This is a genomic window from Streptomyces sp. NPDC054047, assembly GCF_055585065.1.
The window spans coordinates 347619-370550 of the sequence record NZ_JBVJKV010000002.1 but is presented as its reverse complement, the minus strand read 5'-3'; the positions used below and the strand labels follow the sequence as shown (position 1 = coordinate 370550).

Here is a 22932-nt window from a genome sequence, read left to right as displayed (position 1 = left end):
GGCGTACGCGAAGGAGGAGCGTTGAGCAGCAGCGTGCAGGAGAAGTCGGCAAGCGGCGTGCATCAGAAGCAGAACCCCGGACAGCTGAACTCGGTCCAGCTGAACATCGTGACGCTCATCAACATGGAGCGAGCGGTGGAGACGGGCTCCCTGAGCGACTCGATGTACATGATGGACAACAGCATCGGCGGCAAGGGACAGGGCACCTCGTCCCTGGAGACGGTCTGCAAGCAGGGCCAGGTCCTGAACTGGATCGTGCGCCCGATCGACATGGAGAAGCGCCCGGACGGCACCTGGCCCCCCATGCCGAAGATCAACAACATCACTTTCCTGGACACCGAACTGGGTGACGAGGAGGACGTGGCCGAGCGGAAGATCTTCACCGAGCTGAAGATCTACGGGATGCCGGACCGCATGCGGTCGCCGTTGACGCCGGTCTACTACTACTGGGCCGGCACGGTCCTGAGCACCGCCAAGCCGGGCGTGCACCGGTACCGGCTCGTGATGGAGCTGGAGCAGGACCGCAAGAAGGAGAAGCTGTACCTGAACACGGCCATCCACCCGTCGATCAGGATCCTCGGGGTCTGACGGACCGGGTGCGAGCCCTGCCGGACCGCATGACCGCCAGGCCGATTCTCGGTCTGGCGGTCATGCGGCGCCGGGCGTAGAGAGAAAGGTTCACCCCAGGAACCCCAGGGAGGCCGTTCGTGGACAGGACCATCGGCAAGGGCACGTTCCGGGACGCGTTCAAGAACCAGGTCATCGCGCTCTCCGCGCTGGCGCCGGGCACGGGGCGGCGGCTCGCAGAGCGGGCCAACGCGGCGGCCGGACCGACCGATGCCTCGCTGCGGACCAAAGCCGAGTTCAACACGTTGTACGACCTGCTGCTCGCCGAGCAGGCAGGCGCGTCGGGCACATCGGCCGAGGCCAGTCTCGTACTCCTCGACGCGGACGGGCAGCTGACCGCGATCGGCCGGATCGTCGACGCTTACCTCAACTCGGCAGAGAACAAAGCGGAGTTCTTCGCTCAGGACATGTATCAGGTCAAGGTCACCGGCTGGCCGCCCGGCGTCCTGACGGCCGACGAGGTGGTCCAGGCGCCACAGGGCGCCCGGCTGACCCTGGCGAGGAGCAACGCCCCGGACGACACACTGCTCTCGACGCCATCGTTCTCGATGGTCAACAGCGGCAATCTGACGGCGCATGCGCCCAAGCGCTCCTGGAAGATCGACTTCGAGGTCGGCGAGAGCGAGGACCGGCTCTACGGCATGGAGCGGATCAACCTCAAGGCGATGTACAACGACCCCTCGCAGATGCGCGAGGCCGTCGCCTGGCGGCTCCTGGAGCGCGCGGGCATCCCGGCGGCGCAGCACACGTACGCGACGTTCTCGATCAACGACCGCTACATGGGTCTCTTCTCGGTCATCGAGCAGGTCGACAAGAAGTTCCTGAAGGACCACTTCGGCAAGAACTCCGAGGGCAACCTCTACAAGGCGTACTGCGGCGACGTCGGCTGCGCGACCCTGGAGCACCGTACCGGCACGGACGGCGTCGACAGCGGGCGGCAGTACTTCACGGCGGGCAGCCTGGAGGACGACCGTACGTACCGCCTGAAGACGAACGAGGACAACCCGTCGGCCAACACCTACGACGACCTCGCCACGCTCGTGCGGACCATCAACGGCGTCCAACTGGGCGGCGGCGAGGGGAAGTTCGCTACCGACGCCTTCCGTGACTCGGTCGAGCAGGTCCTGAACGTCCCCGCGTTCCTGCGCTGGGCGGGCGCCAACGTCCTCCTGGGCAGCTGGGACAACTACTTCGCGACGCCGTCGAACTACTACCTCTACAACTCGGGCCGGCTCGGCGACCCGACGGGCTTCATGGTGCGCCCGTACTTCACGTTCATCCCCTGGGACTACGACAACAGCTCGGGCATCGACTTCTTCTCGACGCAGTGGCAGTACACGGACCTGCTCGACTGGCCCGCGATGAGCCGCAACTACTGCCGGATCACGCACGCGCCGCACGAGGTGTCACACCTGCCGCTGTTCACCAATCTGCTGCGGCACCACGACTTCTGCCAGTACTACCTCGACCACCTCGAATACCTCCTGGACACGGAGTTCGGCCCCGAGCGGGTCGCCGCGCTGCTCGGCTCGGAGGGTTCGGGGCGGTCCGACGGCCTGTGGCAGCTCATCTCGTCCGCCGCGTACGGCGAGTCGACCAGCCCGCACGGACAGCCCTTCACCGGGCGGCAGTTCACCAACGACGAGGTGTACCGCGCCGCGTACCGGCAGTGGGAGCTGAGCCGGGGCTCGCAGTTCACGTACGGGATCTTCCACTACACGCGCATGCGCTACGACCACGCACGTCAGCAGCTTGCCGAACTGCGCAAGACCTATCCCAACGGCGCCAGTGGGGCGGCGTTCCCCGGTGCGATGGAGGTACTGCCCTCATGACCGCAACGAAGAAGTCGGACAAGTCCAGGACCAAGGCCAAGGAGCCGAGGGAGCTGCGCCTGGTCAAGGAAGCCAAGATCCAGGATCTGATCGGCGACGACGCGGGCACCCGCCTGGAGGCGAGCGGCGTCCTCTACCGCGACGGCGCGTTCCTGATCGTCTGCGACAACCTGCCCTCTCTCATCCGGGTCAGCAGCGAACTCTCGCCCAAGGCTCCCGAGAACGGCGTCCTGACCCACAACAAGGCCAAGAAGGCGGGCGGTTCGGAGGCGAACGTCGGGTACGAGGATCTCGCCCACGACGAGCTGCACGACCACTACTTCACGCTGAGCGAGGCCGAGCCGGTCAAGCCCAAGGGCTTCCGCGCCCGCGTCCACGAGTACGACGAGAAGCTGCGCCCCATCGGATCGGCGCAGCTGGACTTCGACTTGGCGGACGCCAACAAGGGCATGGAAGGCCTGGAGTGGGTCGAGCGCTCGGGCACGGGCCACCTCCTCGCCCTGTGCGAGGGAAACCGGTGCGAGGGCGGCAAGAAGGGCAGGACGCCGGGCGGCGGCCGCATCCAGGTCTTCCGCAAGGGCGGCAAACGCTGGATCAACACGGGCACGATCCAGCTGCCCAAGTCGCTGCCCTTCGAGGACTACGCCAGTGTGTCCGTGCGCGACGGACGGATCGCCGTCCTGTCGCAGGCGTCGTCCGCGCTCTGGGTGGGCCGCATCTCCACCAAGAAGTGGCAGGTCGACGAGGGCACGGTCTACCGCCTGCCCACCGACGGCAAGGGCCGCACGGTCTACGGCAACCCGGAGGGCGTGTCCTGGGTCTCGGCCGACCATGTGGTGATCGTGTCCGACCGGGCGAAGAAGGGCGCGGAGAACTCCCGGTTCCGCGAGAAGGACCAGTCGATCCACCTGTTCCTGATCCCGGGCAACAACATCTGACGCCCGCCGGGCGCGCCGGCCGAGCTAGTCGGCCGCCCACAGGCCGCGCACGTGACCGAGGTGGCGGGTCATCACCGCGCGCACCGCCTCCTCGTCACGGGCGAGCAGCGCGTCCAGGATCTCCAGGTGCTCCTCGGCCGACGCCTCCAGACGGCCCGCGTCGACGAGCGCCTGAAGTCCGTACAGACGTGAGCGCTTGCGCAGGTCGCCGACCACCTCGACCAGGTGGTCGTTGCCCGAGAGCGCGAGCAGACCGAGGTGGAAGCGGATGTCGGCCTCGACGTACGCGATGAGGTCGCCGTCCGCCGCCGCGGTGACGATCTCCCGCGCGGCCGGGCGCAGTGCCTCCAGCTCGGCGGGGTCCGCCGACGTGGCGAGCTCCGCCGTGGTGGGGATCTCGATCAGCGCGCGGACGTGCTTGTACTCGTCGAGCTGCTTCCCGGAGACCGCGGTGACCCGGAAGCCCTTGTTCGGCACCGTGTCGACCAGCCCCTCCTTGGCGAGGTCCAGCATGGCCTCGCGCACCGGAGTCGCGGAGACGCCGAAGCGCACCGCGAGGGTGGGCGCCGAGTAGACCTCGCCCGCGCGCAGTTCGCCCGCGATGAGGGCGGCGCGGAGCGCGTCCGCGACCCGCTCGCGGTAGCTGCTGCGGGTCCCGCCCAGGTTGGGCAGGGCGGGACCGGCGGGGGCGGACGGCGCGCGGTTGCGCTGGGCGGCCATGGGGGCGGTTCCTCCTTGGTGCAATGTCACGTGCCACGAGTATCCCAGCCCGCCGGGCCGGGCGGGCCCCTAGAGGACGAACCCCGCGGGGAAGGGGTCGTCCGGGTCGAGGAGGTACTGCGCGGTGCCGGTCACCCAGGCGCGCCCGGTGAAGCTGGGCAGCACGGCGGGGGTGCCCGCGACCTCGGTGGTGCCCAGCAGCCGCCCGCTGAACTTCGTACCGATGAAGGACTCGTTGACGAACTCGGTGTCCAGCGGCAGCTCGCCGCGCGCGTGCAGCTGGGCCATGCGCGCGCTCGTCCCGGTGCCGCACGGCGAGCGGTCGAACCAGCCGGGGTGGATGGCCATCGCGTGCCGGGAGTGGCGGGCGGTGGCGCCGGGCGCGTAGAGGTGGACGTGGTGGCAGCCGCGGATGGACGGGTCCTGCGGGTGCACCGGCTCCTCCTCGGCGTTGATCGCCGCCATCAGCGAGAGGCCCGCCGCGAGGATGTCGTCCTTGCGGTCGCGCTCGAAGGGGAGGCCGAACTGCTCCAGGGGCAGGATCGCGTAGAAGTTGCCGCCGTAGGCCAGGTCGTACGTCACCGAGCGGCCGTCGGGCAGGGTGATCTTGCGGTCCAGGGCGACGGCGAAGGACGGCACGTTCTTGAGCGTGACCGCCTTCGCCGCGCCGTCCTGGACGGCCACCTCGGCGACGACGAGGCCCGCCGGGGTGTCCAGGCGGATCGTGGTGACCGGCTCGACGACCTCGACCATGCCGGTCTCGACGAGGACGGTGGCGACGCCGATGGTGCCGTGCCCGCACATCGGCAGATAGCCCGAGACCTCGATGTAGATCACGCCGTAGTCGCAGTCGGGCCGGGTGGGCGGCTGGAGGATCGCGCCGCTCATCGCCGCGTGGCCGCGCGGTTCGTTCATCAGGAGCTGCTTGATGTCGTCGCGGTGCTCGCGGAAGTACAGCCTGCGTTCGTTCATCGTCGCGCCGGGGACGGTGCCGATGCCGCCGGTGATCACCCGCGTCGGCATCCCTTCGGTGTGCGAGTCGACCGCGTGCAGGACGAGTTTGCTGCGCATGGGCGGTGCCTTTCGTACGAGTCCTACGAGGGCGGGGCGGGGGACGCGGCTAGGCGAGCCCGGCGGCGACGGCCCGCTCGGTGGCGGTGCGCACCGCCTGCTCCTGCTCGGGAAGCAGCGGCACTCGGGGCGGCCGGCAGGGGCCGCCGTGGCGTCCGGCGATGTCCATGGAGAGCTTGATGGCCTGGACGAACTCGGGCTGGGAGTCCCAGCGCAGCAGCGGGTGCAGCTGCCGGTAGAGCTTGGTCGCCGTGTCCAGGTCGCCCGCCACGGCGGCGCGGTAGAGCTCGACGCACGCGGCGGGCAGCATGTTGGGATAGCCGGCGATCCAGCCCTTGGCGCCCGCGACGGCGAGTTCGAGCAGGACGTCGTCGGCGCCGATCAACAGGTCCAGCTCGGGGGCGAGTTCGGCTATGCGGTAGGCACGGCGGACGTCTCCGGAGAACTCCTTGACGGCGTGCACGTACCCCTCGGCGTGCAGCTTCGCGAGGAGTTCCGGCACCAGGTCGACCTTGGTGTCGATGGGGTTGTTGTACGCCACGACCGGGATGCCCGCCTTCGCGACCTCGGCGTAGTGGGCGAGGACGGAGCGCTCGTCGGCGCGGTAGGCGTTCGGCGGAAGGAGCATCACGGAGGCGCAGCCCGCGTCCTTGGCCTGCTCGGCCCAGCGGCGGGCCTCGGCGGAGCCGTAGGCGGCGACGCCGGGCAGCACCCGCTGCCCGCCGACCGCCTCGACGGCGGTCTCCACGACCTTGGCGCGCTCCTCGGGGGTGAGCACCTGGTACTCGCCGAGCGATCCGTTGGGCACGACGCCGTCGCAGCCGTTCTCGACGAGCCAGGCGCAGTGCTCGGCGAACCGGCCGTAGTCGACGGACAGGTCGTCGTTCAGCGGGAGCGCGGTGGCGACGAGGACGCCGTGCCAGGGGCGGGGGTGAGGGCTGTTCATGGGCGCGTTCATGGGCGTGTTCCCTTCGGTGCGGTGCGGCTGGGTGCGGCTGGGTGCGGCGGCTAGGAGGGGTCGGGGTCCGGCCGGTCGTCGGCGGCCCGTGCGAGTACGCCGAGCGGGACGGGCCGGGCGAACGGCCGCCGCGCGGAACGCTCCGCGCAGCCCGCGAGCCCGGCGACGGCCGCCGAGCACATCCGGCCCTGGCACCAGCCCATGCCGGCGCGGGTCAGGAGTTTCACGGTCCGCGCGTCCGTGGCCCCCAGCTCGTCGACGGCCTCGCGGACCGCTGATGCGGGGACCTCCTCGCAGCGGCAGACGAGGGTGTCGTCGTGGAGCTGTTCGGCCCAGTGCGCGGGCGGTGTGTAGACGGAGGCGAGCACCGCGGCGAACTCCCGCATCCTCGTACGGGACTTGGCGGCGGCGGCCCATGCGCGCGGGTCGGGGGTGATCCCCCGGAGCCGGGCGGCGGCGGAGCGTCCGGCGATGTGACCCTCGGCGAGCGAGAGGGCGGCGCCGCCGATGCCGGTGGCCTCTCCGGCGGCCCAGACGCCGGGGACGTCGGTGCGCTGCTCGGCGTCGACGGCGACGTTCAGGCCGTCTACGCGGCAGCCGAGTCCCTCGGCGAGATCGGTGTGCGGCAGCATGCCGTGACCGACGGCGAGGGTGTCGCAGGGGATGCGCCGCCCGGTGCCGGGCCTGACGCGTCCCGCCGGGTCGAGCGCGGCGATGGTCACCGCCTCGACGGCGTCCTTGCCGTGCGCTTCGACGACGGTGTGCCGGGAAACCAACGGGATGTGGTGCCGGGCGAGTCGGGCGGCGTACTGCGCCCCCTCGGCGAGCTTGTCCGGATGGGCGGCGAGGGTGGCCGTGTGCCGCGCGAAGGCCTTCGGGTCGGCGGACTCGACCAAGGCGGCCACGTCGGCACCTGCGGCCGCGAGCCCGGCGGCGACGGGCATGAGCAGCGGCCCGGTCCCCGCCACGACGACGGTGCGCCCCGGCAGCACGAGACCCCCCTTGAGCATGGCCTGCGCACCACCGGCGGTGACCACCCCGGGCAGGGTCCATCCGGGAAACGGCAGGACCTTCTCGTATCCCCCCGTGGCGAGCAGCACGGCATCGGCACGCACGGCTACGGACTCTTCCTGCTCGGGCCCGAGCAGCGCATGCACGACAAACCCACCTCCCCCGGCATCAACCACGAGCCCCGCAACGGACGAACCCGGCACCCCGGGGGACACCGCCCCGACCCCGTCACCCAACACCCCGGCAGGCAACTGCCCGCCAGGCGCATAAGCAGAGGCGCCGCCCGACGCGCCGGAAGCCAGTGCGTCAGGGCGTGCTTCGGCTCCCCTGCCCGGCCCCGGCGTCGGCGGTCGTCCGGTCGGCGACGCCCCGGCGTGGCGTTCCACGAACCAGACGTGATGTTCCGTCAAGTACGTGACGCGGCCCGCGGCGATCTCCTCCGTGAGGCCGGACCGTAGCCGCTCCCACGTCCGCCACTGGTGGTGCAGTGCCTTCGGGCGCCGCGCGCGGAACGCTTCGGCGGGCTGGCGGTAGAACTGGCCGCCCGCCTGCGGCGCCGAGTCGAGCACCGTCACGTGCACACCGCGCCGCACCGCGGCGAGCGCCGCCGCGAGGCCCGCGGGCCCTGCGCCGATCACGGCGAGCGTGGGCCTCCGGGCCGGGGCCGCAACCGCACCCTCAGCCGTCCTCATCGGCCACCTCCCGTCGACGGCCCGCCACAAGCCGCGGCGCCGCCGTGCCCGCTGCCGTCCTGCGTGCGGATCTCGGCGCCTGGGATGGCCGGGACCAGGCAAGCCCGTTGATTCGCGCGGCCGTTGACCTCCACCAGACAGTCGAAGCAGACGCCGATCCCGCAGAAGACTCCCCTCGGCCCGCCCTCGCGCCGCGTGGTGCGCCACGCCGTGATGCCCGCCGACCAGAGCGCGGCGGCCACCGTCTGCCCCGGCAGGGCCGGGATCTCGCGGCCGTCGAACGTGACGGTGTGCGCTGGGGCGGGGCGGGCGCGGACCAGGTTCAGGGGGGTGCGGTCGCTCACGAAGCCTCCTGGGGCGGGCAGTTGGCGAAACGGTCGGGGAGGAAGGGGGCAAGGGCGAGATCCGGGCTCACCCCGGTAAGCACCTGGGCGATCAAGTGGCCCGTCCCCGCCGCGAGGCCGATCCCCGCGCCCTCGTGCCCGCAGGCGTGGACGAGCCCCGGCACCCGGGCGTCGGGGCCGACGGCGGGGAGGTGGTCCGGCATGTAGGGGCGGAAGCCCACGTACGCGCGCATCGCGCGGACGCCCTCCAGGAACGGGAAGAGCCGGGTCGCCCCCGCCGCGAGGGCCCGCATCACCGGCAGGGAGAAGGAGCGGTCGAAGCCGACCCGCTCGCGGCTCGCGCCGATCAGGACGGGCCCCGCGGCCGTTCCCTCGACCACCGGCGACGTCTGGAGCGCGGCGGATCCGCTGGCCACGTCGGCCACGTAGTCGGCGGCGTACACCTTGTGCCGGACCATGCGCGGCAGCGGCTCGGTCACGAGGACGAAGCCGCGCCGCGGCAGCACGGGGAGGTCGGTTCCGGCGAGGGCGGCGAGCTCGCCGCCCCAGGTGCCCGCCGCGTTCACGACGTACGGGGCGTGGATCTCGCCCCGGTCGGTGCGCACCCCGCGCACCTCGCCGCCCGCGGTCCGCAGCACGGCGGTGACGGTCCAGCCGGTGCGCAGCTCCGCCCCCGACGACCGTGCCAGGCGCACCAGTTGGGCCGCGGCCAGGGACGGCATCACCTGGCTGTCCTGCGGATAGAAGACGCCGCCCGCCGTGCCGGGAGCGAGGTGGGGTTCGAGTTCGTACAGCTCGTCGGCCGCGACGGCTCGCGCGTCGACCCCGGCTTCGCGCTGTCCGGCGGCGAACTCCCCGAGTGCCGCGAGCCCTTCGCCGGACGACGCCACGACGACGCCGCCCTTCGCCTCGTACTCGATGCTCGCGCCCACGCCCGGCTCGGCGGCGAGCTCCGTCCACAGTCGGCCGGACAGGAGGGCGAGTTCGAGTTCGGGGCCGGGTTCCTTGTCGGAGACGAGGAGGTTTCCCTCGCCGGATCCGGTCGTGCCGCCGGCCACGGGACCGCGGTCCACCAAGGCGACGGACAGACCGGCCCGCGCCGCGTACAGAGCACAGGCGGCGCCCACCATCCCGGCGCCGACTACCACAACATCGCAGGTCAGCCGCTTTGTCACGCCAGTACTATGTCACATGTTCCCTTACGGGCCAAGGGTCTCTACGCTGGCGGAATCGCCACTGAGCACTCCGCCACGAGCCCCGGAACGGGGAGGAAAAGGTGAACCCCATGGCCGAGTCCAACCAGGTCAGCACAGCCACCGAGACCGACAAAGCCAGCAAGGCCGGCAAGTCCACGGTGCGCAAGAACGGGCTGTACCCCGAGATCTCCGACGAGCTCTCCGCCCTGATGAGGACGGGCTGGGCCGACACCGAGCAGCGCGACCTGCGCCCTGCCGAGCAGTCCTCGCACGCGGCGCGGCGCCGCGCCGCCCTGTCCGCGCTGTTCCCGGGCGAGCGCCTGGTGATCCCCTCCGGGCAGCTCAAGATCCGCTCGAACGACAGCCATTACCCCTTCCGCCCGTACTCCGCGTACGTCCACATGACCGGCGACCAGGCGCGGGACTGCGCCCTGGTCCTCGAACCCCGCGCCGGAGGCGAGGGCCACGACGCGCACCTCTACCAACTCCCGCGCGACAGCCGGGAGAGCGACGAGTTCTGGATCGGCATGACGGCCGAGCTGTGGATGGGCCGCAGGCGCAGCCTCGCCGAGTCCGAGCTGCTCCTGGGCCTGCCCTGCCGCGACGTGCGCGACGCCCCGGCCGAGCTTGCCGCGTCGCCCGCCGTGCCGACCCGCATCGTGCGCGGCCACGACCCGGCGCTGGAGGAGGCCCTGACGACCGACGAGGAGCGCGACGCCGAGCTGGAGGAGGCACTCTCCGGCCTGCGCCTGGTCAAGGACGACTGGGAGATCGGCGAGCTGCGCAAGGCGGTGGACTCCACGGTCCGCGGATTCACCGATGTCGTACGGGAGTTGGCCACCGCCGTCGCCACCTCGGAGCGGTGGATCGAGGGCACCTTCTTCCGCCGCGCCCGCCTGGAGGGCAACCACATCGGCTACGGCTCGATCTGCGCGGCCGGCGAGCACGCCACGATCATGCACTGGCAGGAGAACGACGGCCCCGTGCGCCCCGGCGAACTCCTGCTCCTGGACGCGGGCGTGGAGACCCACACCCTCTACACCGCCGACGTCACCCGCACCCTCCCCATCGACGGCACCTTCACCCCGCTCCAGCGCAAGATCTACGACGCGGTGTACGAGGCACAGGAGGCCGGCATCGCCGCCGTGAAGCCGGGCGCCGCGTACCGCGACTTCCACGACGCGGCGCAGCGGTACCTCGCGCACAAGCTCGTCGAGTGGGGCCTCCTTGAAGGCGACCCGGAGCGGGTCTTCGAGCTCGCCCTGCAACGGCGCTTCACCATGGCGGGCACGGGCCACATGCTCGGCCTCGACGTGCACGACTGCGCCCAGGCACGCACCGAGGAGTATGTCGGCGGCGTACTCGAAGAGGGCATGGTGCTCACCGTCGAGCCCGGCCTGTACTTCCAGCCGGACGACCTCACCGTGCCCGCGGAGTACCGGGGCATCGGGGTCCGCATCGAGGACGACATCCTCGTCACGGCGGACGGCAACGAGAACCTGTCGGCGGGTCTGCCGCGCGGCGCCGCGGCGGTGGAGGCCTGGATGAGCGGCCTGGCGGGCGGTCGCTGAGCGGGCACCCGCGGCCCGCACCTCCGGCGTACGTCTGCCGCACACAGCGGCGGCGCACACTTGACGACCCCTCTATGCACTGTGTGTATACGCGCTATGTATAGTGCTCGCATGTCCGCTGCGAAAAGCAAGATGAAGAGATCCGTCAAGGGGTTCCGTCGCGCCGCTTCTTTGACGGCCATGGCCTCCGCGGCCATGGCCGTCGCGCTGACGGGATGCACCAAGGTGGACACCACGGCACCCAGTTCCGTCCGCAAGGACGCGGCGGCCGTGAGCCTCAAGAGCCAGGCGAAGCTGGGGACGGTCGACTGCCGCAAGGCGAAGTGCGTGGCCCTGACCTTCGACGCGGGGCCGAGCGAGAACTCGCCGCGACTGCTCGACATCCTCAAGGAGGAGAAGGTGCCCGCCACCTTCTTCCTGCTCGGCAAGAACCACATAGCCGAGCACCCCGGCCTCGTGAAGCGCATGGCGGACGAGGGCCACGAGGTGGCGAGCCACACCTGGTCGCACAAGATCCTCACCGACATCACGCCGGACGAGGCACGCCGGGAACTGCGCAGGACCAACGAGGCGATAGAGAAGCTGATCGGCCACAAGCCGACGCTGATGCGCCCGCCGCAGGGGCGCACCAACCCCGACGTCAACGAGATCTCGCGCGAGGAGGGCCTCTCGGAGGTCCTGTGGAGCGTGACCGCCAAGGACTACACGACCAACGACTCCGCCCTGATCCAGAAGCGCGTCGTCGACCAGACCCGGCGGGACGGCATCATCCTGCTGCACGACATCTACAAGGGGACGGTGCCCGCGGTGCCGGGCATCATCGACGAGCTGAAGAAGCGCGGCTACGTCTTCGTGACGGTGCCCCAGCTGCTCGCGCCGGGCAAGGCGGAACCGGGGAAGATCTACCGGCCCTAGCCTGCGGGTTTCCGCGCCGGGGCCTGGCAGGATCTCCCTGTGGCTCTCTTCCGTATCGACCGGCAATCGTCCCTGCCCGCCGACGAGGTCTGGCGCCGGCTCACCGCGTGGGAGCGGCATGCCGATGTGGTCCCGCTGACGCGGGTGACCGTCCGGACGCCGCCGCCCAGCGGGGAGGGGACGGTGTTCGTCGCGCGTACCGGGATCGGTCCGGTGGGCTTCGACGACGTGATGGAGGTCGTGACGTGGCGCCCGGCCGCCGGGGGCGGGGGCCTGTGCCGCCTGGAGAAGCGGGGACAGTTCGTGACCGGCTGGGCGGAGATCGAGGTCTCCCCCGGGGCGACGGGCCCCGGGTCCGGGTCCGGGTCCGGGTCCGGGTCGACGGTGGCCTGGCGGGAGGACCTACGGGTGCGGTGGCTGCCGCGGGTCTTCGACCGGGTGCTCCTGGCCGCCGCGCGGTGGATGTTCGGCCGGGCGGTGGACGGCCTGCTCTCCTCTCCCCCGCCCCGCCCCTACGCGTGACGGGGACGCCCCCGGTCAGCTCCTCGATGCGCGGACGCGGTGCGTCCGTACGCCGAACCGCGTCGGGGCCCAGGCCCTTATGCCGTCGGGGAGTTCGGCCAGGGCGGCACGGCCGTGCTGCCGCAGCCGGTCCGCCTCCCCGTGGAGATCGCGGCCCGCGGGGTCGGGACGTCGGAGATCAAGATCACCCCAGGTGTCCGTACCCTCCCCCGCGCAAGCCCTCGGCTCAGTTCCGCGAAGCCTGCGACCGGCCGTGCAGCGTCCGCGCCACCCGCGGCCCCAGCCACCGCTTCATCCTGCGCAGCGGCTCCAACTGCTCGGCCGCGCGGTCGATTCGGTAGTACAGCTGCGGCGGGATGTGCGGCAGGAGCGGTGAGTGGCGCTGGCCCAGGAGCGCGAACATCTGGGCCGGGTCGAGGCCGATGTAGCGCGGCAGGTTCTCGTACCACTGGGCGCTGTAGCGGGCCGCGCTCTGCACGGAGAGGAGGGCGGCCCTGCGCTCGCGCTCGTATCCCGCCAGGGCGGGGCCCAGCTCCGGGCTTTTGCGCAGTGCGCCCGCCAGGGCGATCGCGTCCTCCAGGGCGAGCGTCGTGCCCGCGCCGATGGAGTAGTGCGTGGTGTGCGCGGCGTCGCCGAGCAGGACCACGTTGCCGCGGTGCCAGGTGCGATTGGTCAGCGTACGGAAGTTGAGCCACTGCGCGCTGCCGTCGGACTGCGCGCGGCCGATCAGGCGGTGCCCGTCGAGCGGCCCCGCGAACAGCCGCTCCAGCAGGGCGAGCCCGTCGGCCTCGCTCGCCTCGTGCAGGCCGAGACCCGTCCAGGTCTCCGGGGAGCACTCGATGACGCAGGTGCTCTTCTCGTCGCTGAAGCGGTAGCCGTAGCACCAGATCCAGCCGTGCGCGGTCTCCACGAAGGCGAAGGTGAAGGAGTCGAAGACCTTGGTGGTGCCGAGCCAGATGTATTTGTTGCGCCCGAGCGTGACCTGTGCGCCGAAGTGGCCGCTGTGCCGCTCGCGCAGCGTGCTCCTGACGCCGTCGCCCGCGACGACCAGATCGGCGTCGGGCAGCTGCGCCGCGTCCGTGATCTCCCGCTCGAACTCGACGCGTACGCCCAGGGATTGGGCCCGGGTGGCCAGGATGTCGAGCAGCCGGTGGCGCCCGATGCCGAAGCCCTCGTCGCCGTGGTGGACCGTGGTGCGGTCGCCGACGTGCGCGACGCCGTCGCTCCAGCGGACCGAGTGCTCGGCCACGGCGCGCGCGGACTCGGGGTCGCCGTCGCGGAGCTTCTCCAGCAGGCCGCCCCAGTAGGTGACGCCCCAGCCGTAGGTCGATCCGGCCGGGTTCCGCTCGTGGACGGTGATGTCGTGGGACGGGTCCTGCCGCTTGAGCAGAATCGAGAGGTACAGGGCGGCTGGACCGCCGCCGACGCAGGCGACCTTCACACGTGCTCCCATTGCGTCACAAAGTGGTCATTTTGTGACGCAACGTAGCAGGGGTGACGGTCGATCCCGTGGATCTCGGGCGGGCGGCGGACCGAGCCGGGACGTCAGGCCACGGACCCTATGCGCCCCGCGGGACGCCGCGAGCCGTCGTGGTGGATCGGCGTGTGCGCGCCCGTCAGCGAGACACCGCTGCCGCCACGGCGGTTCGCGACGATCTCCGCGGCGATCGACAGGGCCGTCTCCTCCGGGGTGCGCGCACCCAGGTCGAGGCCGATGGGTGAGCGCAGGCGGGTCAACTCCAGCTCGGTGACGCCGACTTCACGCAGGCGCTCGTTGCGGTCCTCGTGCGTGCGGCGCGATCCCATCGCGCCCACGTAGGCGACCGGCAGCCGCAGGGCCAGTTCGAGCAGGGGCACGTCGAACTTGGCGTCGTGGGTCAGCACGCACAGCACGGTGCGGCCGTCGACCTCGGTGCGCTCCAGGTACTTGTGCGGCCACTCGACGACGATCTCGTCGGCGTCGGGGAAACGCGCCGCCGTCGCGAAGACGGGCCGCGCGTCGCACACGGTCACGCGGTAGCCGAGGAACGCGCCGATCCTGACGAGCGCCGACGCGAAGTCGATCGCGCCGAACACGATCATGCGGGGCGGCGGGACGCTCGACTCGACGAGGACCGTGAGGGGCTGCCCGCAGCGCGAGCCGTCCTCGCCGATCTCGGTCGTGCCGGTGCGCCCGGCGTCCAGCATCGCGCGGGCCTCGCCCGCGACGGTGCGGTCCAGCTCGGGATGGCCGCCGAGCCCGCCCTCGAAGCCGGCGTCGGCATCGGAACGTACGAGAAGAGCGCGGCCCACCAGCTCGGCGGGGCCGGAGGTGATGCGGGCGACGGCCGCGGCCTCGCCCGACGCGGCCGCGGCGAGCGCGGCGGCGACGACCGGCCGCACGGAGGAGTCCGCGCGGACCGGGGTGACGAGGATGTCGATGATGCCGCCGCAGGTCAGGCCCACGGCGAAGGCGTCCTCGTCGCTGTATCCGAAGCGTTCAAGAATGCTCTCGCCGTCTTCGAGTGCCTGCCGGCACAGGTCGTAGACGGCGCCTTCCACACACCCGCCGGAGACGGACCCGATGGCCGTGCCGTCGGCGTCGACGGCCAGGGCCGCGCCCGGTTGCCGGGGCGCGCTGCCACCGACCGCCACCACGGTGGCGACCGCGAAGTCGCGTCCCTGCTCGACCCACCGGTTCAGCTCTTCGGCGATGTCCAGCATGTCCGTCTCCTAACGGGTGTGTGATGACCAGGATGGGCTACTTGACGCCCATCCAGTTCTCGATCGGGTGGAGCGCGAAGAAGGCGAGGAACACGAGCGCCAGCACCCACATGAGCCAGCCGATCTCACGGACCTTGCCCTGGGCGGCCTTGATCAGGACGTGGGCGATGACACCGGCCGCGATACCCACCGTGATGGAGTACGTGAACGGCATCAGGACGGTGGTCAGGAACACCGGAATGGCGGTGGCCTGGTCGGTCCAGTCGATGTGCCGGGCGTTGCTCAGCATCATCGCGCCGATGACCACGAGCGCTGCGGCCGCGACCTGCGTCGGGATGAGCTGGGCCAGCGGGGTGAAGAAGAGGCACAGGGTGAAGGCGAGACCGGTGATCACGCTCGCGAAGCCGGTGCGCGCGCCGTCGCCGACGCCCGCGGTGGACTCGACGAAGACGGTCTGCCCGGAGGCACCGGCGAAACCGCCGACGACACCACCGGCACCGTCGATCGCCAGCGCCTTGTTCAGGCCCGGCATCTTGCCGTCCTTGTCGGCCAGGTTGGCCTGCTGGCCGATGCCGATGATGGTGCCCATGGCGTCGAAGAAGCCGGCGAGGACCAGGGTGAAGACGATGACGCCCACGGTGATGGCGCCGATGTCGCCGATCCCGCTGAAGGACACCTCGCCGAAGAGGCCGAAGTCGGGCGACGAGACGATGGAGCCGTCGAGCTCCGGGGCGTTGAGGCCCCAGTCCTGCTGGCTCATGCCCGCGACCTGGTTGACGATCGCGGCGAAGACGGTGCCGCCGACGATGCCGATGAGGATCGCGCCCGGAACCTTGCGGACCTGGAGCAGGAAGATCAGCAGGACGGTGACGGCGAAGCACAGGACGGGCCAGCCGATGAGCTTGTCGTCGATGCCCATCTGGATCGGCTTCGCGCCCATGTCGCCGTGCTTGGACGGCATGGAGGTGACGAAGCCCGCCTGGACCAGGCCGATCAGCGTGACGAACATGCCGATGCCCATGGTGATGGCGTGCTTCAGGGCCAGCGGGATCGCGTCCATGATCAGGGTCCGCAGACCGGTCAGGACCAGCAGGATGATGATGACGCCGTAGATGATGCACATCGCCATCGCGTTGCCCCAGGTCATCTCCGGGGCGACCTGGAAGGCCATCACGGCGGAGACACCGAGTCCCGCCGCCAGGGCCAGCGGCACATTGCCGAGGATGCCCATGACGAGGGTGGTGGCGGCCGCCGCGAAGACGGTGGCGGTGGTCAGCTGATCACCGTCGAGCCGGTGTCCCGTGGCGTCGGGCACCGAGAGGATCACCGGGTTCAGAAGGATGATGTAGGCCATCGCCATGAAGGTGGTGATGCCGCCACGCACCTCCCGACCGACCGTCGATCCTCTGTGCGTTATGTGGAAATACCGGTCGAGCCAGGACCTGCCGGCCGGGACGCGTGAGCCGTTGCCCGCGTCCTCTGCCGTGGTCTTCGGCTCCGTTGACTGCTGGGTCATGGTGCCTAACTCCCAAGGTTCAAAGGGGCACCCGCAACAGGCTGTTCCCTACCGGGACCTGTGGAGACTGCGGGATTTGGGATGGTGCGTTTGGCTGCACGACCCGGGGGACGGCCCGAGACGAACTGGGGCTCCGAGGAGCATGGGTGCTGCGTAGGTACTGCGATGACCGCGAGCGGTGCGGTACTGGGGTTCTCCGGGCGGCACGGGCGACGGGAAGTGTGACGTTCCGTGGGAGGCACGCGCCGCCCGGAGAGATCGTGGGACCAGGCGCCGGTCAGGTACCCGTGAGGTGTTCCGGACGGACCGGGGTCTTGTTCAGCTCCAGGCCCGTCGCGTTCCGGATCGCCGCGAGGACGGCCGGGGTGGACGAGAGGGTCGGGGCCTCGCCCATGCCGCGAAGGCCGTAGGGCGCGTTCGGGTCGGCCAGTTCGAGCACGTCCACCGGGATGGTCGGCGTGTCGAGGATGGTCGGGATGAGGTAGTCCGTGAAGGAGGGGTTGCGCACCTTCGCGGTCTTCGGGTCGACGATGATCTCCTCCATCACCGCGACGCCCAGGCCCTGGGTGGTGCCACCCTGGATCTGGCCGACCACGGAGAGCGGGTTGAGCGCCTTGCCGACGTCCTGGGCGGTGGCCAGTTCGATGACCTTGACCAGGCCGAGCTCGGTGTCCACCTCGACGACCGCGCGGTGCGCGGCGAACGAGTACTGGACGTGGCCGTTGCCCTGACCGGTCTTCTTGTCGAAGGCCACGGTCGGACGGTGCCGCCACTCGGCCTCGACCTCGACGCTCTCGCCTTCGAGCAGCTCGGCCAGGTCCGCGAGGGCCTCGCCGCCGTCGGTGACGACCTTGCCGCCCTCCAGGAGGAGTTCGGCGGTGGCCCACGCCGGGTGGTACGAGCCGAACTTGCGGCGGCCGATCTCCAGGACCTTCTCGCGCACCAGCTCGCAGGAGTTCTTGACCGCGCCACCGGTGACGTACGTCTGACGGGACGCGGACGTCGAACCGGCGCTGCCCACCTGGGTGTCGGCGGGGTGGATGGTCACCTGCTGGACGCCGAGCTCGGTGCGGGCGATCTGCGCGTGGACGGTGATGCCGCCCTGGCCGACCTCCGCCATCGCGGTGTGCACGGTCGCGACCGGCTCGCCGTTGATGACCTCCATGCGCACCTTGGCGGTGGAGTAGTCGTCGAAGCCCTCGGAGAAGCCGACGTTCTTGATGCCGACCGCGTAGCCGACGCCGCGGACGACGCCCTCGCCGTGCGTGGTGTTGGAGAGTCCGCCGGGCAGCGCGCGGACGTCCGCGCCCTCGCTGGACTCCCACTGGCGCTCGGGCGGCAGCGGGCGGGCCTTGACGCGGCGCAGGATCTCGGCGACCGGGGCCGGCGAGTCGACCGGCTGTCCGGTCGGCAGGAGCGTGCCCTGCGACATGGCGTTGAGCTGGCGGAACTCGACCCGGTCCATGCCCACCTTGTCGGCGAGCTTGTCCATCTGGGCCTCGTAGGCGAAGCAGGCCTGGACGGCGCCGAAGCCGCGCATCGCGCCGCACGGAGGGTTGTTGGAGTAGAGGGCGATCGCCTCGATGTCGACGTCATCGACCACGTACGGGCCGACCGACAGGGACGAGGCGTTGCCCACGACCGCCGGGGACGCCGACGCGTAGGCGCCGCCGTCCAGGACGATCCGGCACTTCATGTGCGTGAGCTTGCCGTCCTTGGTGGCGCCGTGCTCGTAGTAGAGCTTCGCCGGGTGGCGGTGCACGTGGCCGAAGAAGGACTCGAAGCGGTTGTAGACGATCTTGACCGGCTTGCCGGTGCGCAGCGCCAGGAGGCAGGCGTGGATCTGCATCGAGATGTCCTCGCGGCCGCCGAACGCGCCGCCGACGCCGGAGAGCGTCATACGCACCTTCTCCTCGGGCAGGCCGAGGACGGGGGCGATCTGTTCGAGGTCCGAGTGCAGCCACTGGGTGGCGACGTACAGGTCGACGCCGCCGTCCTCGGCCGGTACGGCGAGGCCGGACTCCGGGCCGAGGAAGGCCTGGTCCTGCATGCCGAAGGTGTACTCGCCCCTGACGATGAAGTCGGCCTTCTTGGCGGCCTCTTCGGCGTTGCCCCGGACGATCGGCTGGTTGTGCACGATGTTCGGGTGCGGGACGTGCTGGATGTACTCGTCGCTGCGGTCCTCGTGCACGAGGACGGCGTCCGGAGCGGTCGCCGACGCCTCGTCGGTGATGACGGGCAGTTCCTTGTACTCGACCACGATCTTCGCGGCGGCACGGCGTGCGGTCTCCGGGTGGTCGGCGGCCACGAGGGCGACCGGCTCACCGTGGTGACGGACCTTGCCGTGCGCGAGCACCGGGGTGTCCTGGATCTCCAGGCCGTAGTTCTTCATCGCGGCGGGCAGGTCGTCGTACGTCAGGACGGCGTAGACGCCGGGCGTCTTGAGGGCCTCGACGGTGTCGATCGACACGATCTCGGCGTGCGCGACGGTGCTGCGGAGCGTCTGGCCCCAGAGCATGTCCTCGTGCCACATGTCCGAGGAGTAGGCGAACTCGCCGGTGACCTTCAGGGTGCCGTCCGGACGGAGCGTGGACTCGCCGATGCCGCCCTTGTTGTGCTTCTGGGTGACGTCGGTGGGCGCGCCCGTGGTGGTCTTGGTTCCAGCCATGATCAGACCGTCTCTTCCTGACGGGCGGCCGCCAGGCGGACCGCGTCCAGGATCTTCTCGTAACCGGTGCAGCGGCAGAGGTTGCCGGAGAGCGCCTCACGGATGTCGGCGTCCGACGGCGACGCGTTGCGCTCCAGGAGCTCGTCGGCCGCGACGAGGAGACCGGGGGTGCAGAAACCGCACTGGACGGCGCCGGCGTCGATGAACGCCTGCTGGATCTGGGAGAGTTCGCCGCCCTCGCCCGTCTGGCCGTCGGTGCCCTTGGCCTGCCACTGGCGGGCCTCCTGGAGGCTGGTGCCGCCGCAGACGGAGCCGCAGGCGCCGCCCGGGTGGGCGTCGTCGCGGTGCTTGGCGTAGTCCGCCAGGCCCTCGACGGTGACGACCTCCCTGCCCTGTACCTGACCGGCCGCGACGAGGCAGGAGCAGACCGGTACGCCGTCGAGGCGGACGGTGCAGGATCCGCACTCGCCCTGCTCGCAGGCGTTCTTCGAACCGGGAAGCCCCATGCGCTCGCGCAGGACGTAGAGAAGGGACTCGCCCTCCCAGACGTCGTCGGCTTCCTGCTGACGGCCGTTGACCGTGAAGTTCACGCGCATTATGCGACTCCCTCAGTGCTGCGGCCGTTGCCGCGGTACGACTCCCAGGTCCAGCCGAGCGTGCGGCGGGCCATGATGCCGACGGCGTGCCGGCGGTAGTTCGCCGTGCCGCGGACGTCGTCGATCGGGTTGGCGGCACCGGAGGCGAGCTCCGCGAACTGCTTGGCGATCGAGGGGGTGATGATCTTCTTGCTGTCCCAGAAGCCGCCCTCGTCGAGCGCGGCGTTCAGGAATTCCTCGGCCGCCTTCGCCCGGATGGGCGTCGGGGCCGCGGAGCCGATGCCGGTCCGCACGGTCCGGGTCTCGGGGTGCAGCGCGATGCCGAAGGCGCACACCGCGATGACCATCGCGTTGCGGGTGCCGACCTTCGAGTACTGCTGCGGGCCGTCCGCCTTCTTGATGTGGACGGACTTGATGAGCTCGTCCTGGGCGAGCGCGTTGCGCTTCACGCCGGTGTAGAAGTCGTCGATGGGGATGAGGCGCGAGCCCCGCACGGACTCCACCTCCACCTCGCAGTCGGCGGCGAGCAGCGCCGGGTGGGCGTCACCGGCCGGGGACGCCGTGCCGAGGTTGCCGCCGACGCCGCCGCGGTTGCGGATCTGCGGGGATGCGACCGTGTGCGAGGCCAGCGCGAGACCGGGGAGCTCGGTGCGCAGCTCCTCCATGATCGTGGTGTAGGGAACCGAGGCGCCCAGCTGGACCGTCTCCTCGCCCACCGACCACTCGCTCAGCTCGGCGACGCGGTTGAGGTCAAGCAGGTACTCGGGACGACGGTGGTCGAAGTTGATCTCGACCATCACATCGGTGCCACCCGCAATCGGCACAGCGGTGGGGTGCTCGGCCTTCGCGGCGAGCGCCTCCTCCCAGCTGGCGGGGCGAAGGAAGTCCATGAGGCTCTCTTCTTCTTCATATCGAGGGTCGTTCGTTCGAGAGATCCAGCCAAGTCGGACCGGAGGTCCCTCGACTGCTCGTTCATGTGCTGTTAACGCGGAGTGGGCCAAGTACACCGCCCCGTCGTCCGATGGGGTCAGTCACCGAAACCATGAAGGAGTTGGCTGGCCAAGCCGCGCGTCTTGTAGATTCGTATGAAGAACGGGCCTCAGTAACCTCGCGGATTCCCCCTGGAAACCGGAGGCACCCCAGGACACGAGGGGCCCGGGTCGACTGTCGGCGACACAGAGTCGACAGACGTGAACTGTCTGTACATCCCATTCGAGACAAGATCGGCGGCGACCACCATGCGGCTGCGCGCACTCCTTGACACCGACGCGCTGGGCCTGCGGCTGCTCGGCGGTGAGGAAGAGCTCGACCGCACCGTGCGCGGTGTGATGACCACGGACCTGCGCGACCCCAGCCGGTACCTCGCGGGCGGCGAGCTGGTCCTGACCGGCCTCGCCTGGCGCCGCGACGCCTCGGACACCGAGCCCTTCGTACGCCTTCTCGCGAGCGCCGGGGTGGCCGCGCTCGCCGCGGGCGAGGCCGAGCTGGGCGACATCCCGGACGACATCGTCGAGGCCTGCGCACGCCACCGCCTGCCGCTGTTCGCCGTGAACGAGTCGGTCGCCTTCGCCACGATCACCGAGCACGTCGTCCGCCAGGTCTCCGGCGAGCGGGCCGGTGACCTGGCCGCCGTCGTGGACCGCCACCGCCGCCTGATGACCTCGGGCCCGACCGGCGGCGGCCCCGACGTCGTCCTCGACCTGCTCGGCTCCGACCTGGACCTGCGGGCCTGGGTCCTGTCCTCCGCGGGCCGCGCCATCGCCGGGTCGAGCGCGGCGGGCCCCGCCCTGCCCACGGCGGTGTGCGCGCGCCTGGCGGCCGAACACCTGGCCGCGGCCAGGACGGGGCGGCGGGGCCCGCACCGGGTCCAGGTGGAGGGCGCGACGTACTCCCTGTTCCCCGTCCGGAGCAGTGGGCGCGGTGCGACTTCCGCCGCGGCCGCCGCGAGCACGGCGGCCCTGCGCGACGTACGCGAGACGGTCCTTTCGGACTGGCTCCTCGCGGTCGAGGCCGACGCCGGCGACTGGCCCGAGGAGCGGCTCGACCTGCTGCAGGGCGTCACCCAGCTGATCTCGGTGGAGCGCGACCGGCGCGACGCCGCCCGCACCGTGCGGCGCAGGCTGGCCCAGGAGGTGCTCGAACTGGTCCAGACGGGCGCGGCCCCCGCGGAGATCGCGGCGCGCCTGCGGGTGGCCGCCCCCGTGCTGCTGCCCGGCCTGGGCGCGGCACCGCACTGGCAGGTCGTGGTGGCCCGCGTCGAGTGGGACGGGGGCGAGATCGAGGGCGGCCCGGTGGCCCAGTCCCTCCTGGAGGAGATCCTCGTGGACCCGCTCTCCGCGGGCCCCGAACCGTCCGACCGCATCGCGGTGGCCCATACGGGTGACGAGGCGATCGCCCTCGTGCCGCTGCCCGCGGTCTCCTCGGAGCACGACGGCTCGGAGACGGGCCTGCTGGCCGATTCTCTCCTGGAGTCCGTCCGCGACCCCCTGTCGGCGGGCCTGGACGGCGACGGGCGCCTCACGCTCGGCGTCAGCGCGTCCGTGCACTCGGCGGAGGGCCTGCGCGGCGCCCTGGAGGAGGCGCGGCACGCCCGGCGGGTCGCGGCGGCGCGCCCGGGGCGGGTCTGCGCGGCGGGCCACCAGGAGCTTGCCTCGCACGTCCTGCTGCTGCCCTTCGTCCCGGACGACGTGCGCCGGGCGTTCACGGCCCGCCTCCTGGACCCGCTGCGGGACTACGACCGGCGCCACCGGGCGGAGCTCATCCCGACCCTGGAGGCGTTCCTCGACTGCGACGGTTCCTGGACGCGCTGCGCGGCGCGGCTGCACCTGCACGTCAACACGTTGCGCTACCGGGTGGGCCGTATCGAGCAGTTGACGGGTCGTGACCTTTCGCGGCTCGAGGACAAGCTCGATTTCTTCCTGGCACTGCGGATGAGCTGACACGGGCGACCTCGGTCAAACACCTTTCATGGCCAGCCCTTTGTGAATTCTTTCACCCAGCCCCTTGGCCGGGTGCGCCGATCCGTGCTGAGATGCGCCCACGACTCAACAGC

The 22932-nt window shown here is 71.0% G+C and carries 19 protein-coding genes; 7 read left to right on the top strand and 12 right to left on the bottom strand.

The window, feature by feature from the left end:
* Positions 1-21 precede the first annotated feature (21 nt).
* The 3 genes from ACZ6ZP_RS08285 to ACZ6ZP_RS08275 all read left to right on the top strand — a co-directional run bounded on the left by ACZ6ZP_RS08285 (position 22) and on the right by ACZ6ZP_RS08275 (position 3397).
* Positions 22-588 carry a hypothetical protein gene (locus tag ACZ6ZP_RS08285; RefSeq protein ID WP_361472044.1) on the top strand — a complete coding sequence of 189 codons (567 nt, stop codon included), beginning with the start codon at positions 22-24 and terminating at the stop codon, positions 586-588.
* A 119-nt stretch (positions 589-707) separates the two neighbouring features.
* A complete protein-coding gene (locus ACZ6ZP_RS08280) occupies positions 708-2459 on the top strand; it encodes a CotH kinase family protein (protein WP_469406048.1) in 1752 nt (583 codons plus the stop codon).
* Positions 2456-3397, top strand: a complete 942-nt coding sequence (locus ACZ6ZP_RS08275; RefSeq protein WP_351158700.1) for a hypothetical protein — start codon at positions 2456-2458, stop codon at positions 3395-3397. Before ACZ6ZP_RS08280 ends, ACZ6ZP_RS08275 begins: the two co-directional genes overlap by 4 nt.
* A 24-nt stretch (positions 3398-3421) precedes the next feature.
* Here ACZ6ZP_RS08275 and ACZ6ZP_RS08270 read toward each other — a convergent pair whose 3' ends face one another.
* From ACZ6ZP_RS08270 to ACZ6ZP_RS08245, 6 genes are all read right to left on the bottom strand, one after another.
* Positions 3422-4117, bottom strand: a complete 696-nt coding sequence (locus ACZ6ZP_RS08270; RefSeq protein WP_351158698.1) for a GntR family transcriptional regulator — start codon at positions 4115-4117, stop codon at positions 3422-3424.
* Between the two features lie 69 nt (positions 4118-4186).
* Entirely contained in the window at positions 4187-5188 is a 1002-nt protein-coding gene (locus ACZ6ZP_RS08265) for a proline racemase family protein (RefSeq protein ID WP_366463683.1), read from the bottom strand.
* Positions 5189-5237: 49 nt separating this feature from the next.
* Positions 5238-6146 (bottom strand): dihydrodipicolinate synthase family protein, encoded by a 909-nt coding sequence (locus ACZ6ZP_RS08260; RefSeq protein ID WP_383817372.1) that lies wholly within the window; start codon positions 6144-6146, stop codon positions 5238-5240.
* A 50-nt stretch (positions 6147-6196) separates the two neighbouring features.
* A complete protein-coding gene (locus ACZ6ZP_RS08255; RefSeq protein WP_383817370.1) occupies positions 6197-7849 on the bottom strand; it encodes an FAD-dependent oxidoreductase in 1653 nt (550 codons plus the stop codon).
* Positions 7846-8193, bottom strand: a complete 348-nt coding sequence (locus ACZ6ZP_RS08250; RefSeq protein WP_361472060.1) for a (2Fe-2S)-binding protein — start codon at positions 8191-8193, stop codon at positions 7846-7848. Before ACZ6ZP_RS08250 ends, ACZ6ZP_RS08255 begins: the two co-directional genes overlap by 4 nt.
* Positions 8190-9368 (bottom strand): NAD(P)/FAD-dependent oxidoreductase, encoded by a 1179-nt coding sequence (locus tag ACZ6ZP_RS08245; protein WP_399973239.1) that lies wholly within the window; start codon positions 9366-9368, stop codon positions 8190-8192. Before ACZ6ZP_RS08245 ends, ACZ6ZP_RS08250 begins: the two co-directional genes overlap by 4 nt.
* Positions 9369-9598: 230 nt before the next feature.
* Between ACZ6ZP_RS08245 and ACZ6ZP_RS08240 the strand changes: the two genes are divergently transcribed.
* The 3 genes from ACZ6ZP_RS08240 (at position 9599) to ACZ6ZP_RS08230 (ending at position 12397) form a co-directional block, all read left to right on the top strand.
* Positions 9599-10960, top strand: a complete 1362-nt coding sequence (locus tag ACZ6ZP_RS08240) for an aminopeptidase P family protein (protein WP_383817918.1) — start codon at positions 9599-9601, stop codon at positions 10958-10960.
* Between the two features lie 111 nt (positions 10961-11071).
* Positions 11072-11875, top strand: a complete 804-nt coding sequence (locus ACZ6ZP_RS08235; protein WP_383817364.1) for a polysaccharide deacetylase family protein — start codon at positions 11072-11074, stop codon at positions 11873-11875.
* A 39-nt stretch (positions 11876-11914) separates the two neighbouring features.
* Positions 11915-12397, top strand: a complete 483-nt coding sequence (locus ACZ6ZP_RS08230; protein ID WP_469406043.1) for an SRPBCC family protein — start codon at positions 11915-11917, stop codon at positions 12395-12397.
* Between the two features lie 226 nt (positions 12398-12623).
* Here ACZ6ZP_RS08230 and ACZ6ZP_RS08225 read toward each other — a convergent pair whose 3' ends face one another.
* The 6 genes from ACZ6ZP_RS08225 to ACZ6ZP_RS08200 all read right to left on the bottom strand — a co-directional run bounded on the left by ACZ6ZP_RS08225 (position 12624) and on the right by ACZ6ZP_RS08200 (position 20770).
* Positions 12624-13850, bottom strand: coding sequence for an FAD-dependent monooxygenase (locus ACZ6ZP_RS08225; RefSeq protein WP_469406041.1), 1227 nt, complete (start codon positions 13848-13850; stop codon positions 12624-12626).
* Between the two features lie 92 nt (positions 13851-13942).
* Positions 13943-15100, bottom strand: a complete 1158-nt coding sequence (locus ACZ6ZP_RS08220; RefSeq protein ID WP_361472072.1) for an XdhC family protein — start codon at positions 15098-15100, stop codon at positions 13943-13945.
* A 37-nt stretch (positions 15101-15137) separates the two neighbouring features.
* Entirely contained in the window at positions 15138-16616 is a 1479-nt protein-coding gene (locus ACZ6ZP_RS08215) for an NCS2 family permease (RefSeq protein WP_351158680.1), read from the bottom strand.
* A gap of 277 nt (positions 16617-16893) precedes the next feature.
* Positions 16894-19284 carry a xanthine dehydrogenase subunit D gene (pucD, locus tag ACZ6ZP_RS08210; protein WP_351158678.1) on the bottom strand — a complete coding sequence of 797 codons (2391 nt, stop codon included), beginning with the start codon at positions 19282-19284 and terminating at the stop codon, positions 16894-16896.
* Between the two features lie 2 nt (positions 19285-19286).
* Positions 19287-19880: a (2Fe-2S)-binding protein gene (locus ACZ6ZP_RS08205; protein WP_351158675.1), complete on the bottom strand. Its 594-nt coding sequence runs from the start codon at positions 19878-19880 to the stop codon at positions 19287-19289.
* On the bottom strand, positions 19880-20770 hold the full coding sequence (locus ACZ6ZP_RS08200; protein WP_351158673.1) for an FAD binding domain-containing protein: 891 nt from the start codon (positions 20768-20770) through the stop codon (positions 19880-19882). Before ACZ6ZP_RS08200 ends, ACZ6ZP_RS08205 begins: the two co-directional genes overlap by 1 nt.
* Positions 20771-21118: 348 nt before the next feature.
* On the opposite strand from ACZ6ZP_RS08200, the gene ACZ6ZP_RS08195 reads away from it, so the two are divergent.
* A complete protein-coding gene (locus ACZ6ZP_RS08195; protein WP_351159349.1) occupies positions 21119-22819 on the top strand; it encodes a PucR family transcriptional regulator in 1701 nt (566 codons plus the stop codon).
* The last annotated feature ends 113 nt before the right edge of the window (positions 22820-22932 follow it).

Coding starts and splice junctions, on each gene's coding strand:
- ACZ6ZP_RS08275 (WP_351158700.1), top strand. CDS start 2,456: ATGACCGCAACGAAGAAGTCGGACAAGTCCAGGACCAAGGCCAAGGAG.
- ACZ6ZP_RS08270 (WP_351158698.1), bottom strand. CDS start 4,117: ATGGCCGCCCAGCGCAACCGCGCGCCGTCCGCCCCCGCCGGTCCCGCC.
- ACZ6ZP_RS08265 (WP_366463683.1), bottom strand. CDS start 5,188: ATGCGCAGCAAACTCGTCCTGCACGCGGTCGACTCGCACACCGAAGGG.
- ACZ6ZP_RS08260 (WP_383817372.1), bottom strand. CDS start 6,146: ATGAACGCGCCCATGAACAGCCCTCACCCCCGCCCCTGGCACGGCGTC.
- ACZ6ZP_RS08255 (WP_383817370.1), bottom strand. CDS start 7,849: ATGAGGACGGCTGAGGGTGCGGTTGCGGCCCCGGCCCGGAGGCCCACG.
- ACZ6ZP_RS08240 (WP_383817918.1), top strand. CDS start 9,599: ATGAGGACGGGCTGGGCCGACACCGAGCAGCGCGACCTGCGCCCTGCC.
- ACZ6ZP_RS08235 (WP_383817364.1), top strand. CDS start 11,072: ATGTCCGCTGCGAAAAGCAAGATGAAGAGATCCGTCAAGGGGTTCCGT.
- ACZ6ZP_RS08225 (WP_469406041.1), bottom strand. CDS start 13,850: ATGGGAGCACGTGTGAAGGTCGCCTGCGTCGGCGGCGGTCCAGCCGCC.
- ACZ6ZP_RS08220 (WP_361472072.1), bottom strand. CDS start 15,100: ATGCTGGACATCGCCGAAGAGCTGAACCGGTGGGTCGAGCAGGGACGC.
- ACZ6ZP_RS08215 (WP_351158680.1), bottom strand. CDS start 16,616: ATGACCCAGCAGTCAACGGAGCCGAAGACCACGGCAGAGGACGCGGGC.
- pucD (WP_351158678.1), bottom strand. CDS start 19,284: ATGGCTGGAACCAAGACCACCACGGGCGCGCCCACCGACGTCACCCAG.
- ACZ6ZP_RS08205 (WP_351158675.1), bottom strand. CDS start 19,880: ATGCGCGTGAACTTCACGGTCAACGGCCGTCAGCAGGAAGCCGACGAC.
- ACZ6ZP_RS08200 (WP_351158673.1), bottom strand. CDS start 20,770: ATGGACTTCCTTCGCCCCGCCAGCTGGGAGGAGGCGCTCGCCGCGAAG.
- ACZ6ZP_RS08195 (WP_351159349.1), top strand. CDS start 21,119: ATGCGGCTGCGCGCACTCCTTGACACCGACGCGCTGGGCCTGCGGCTG.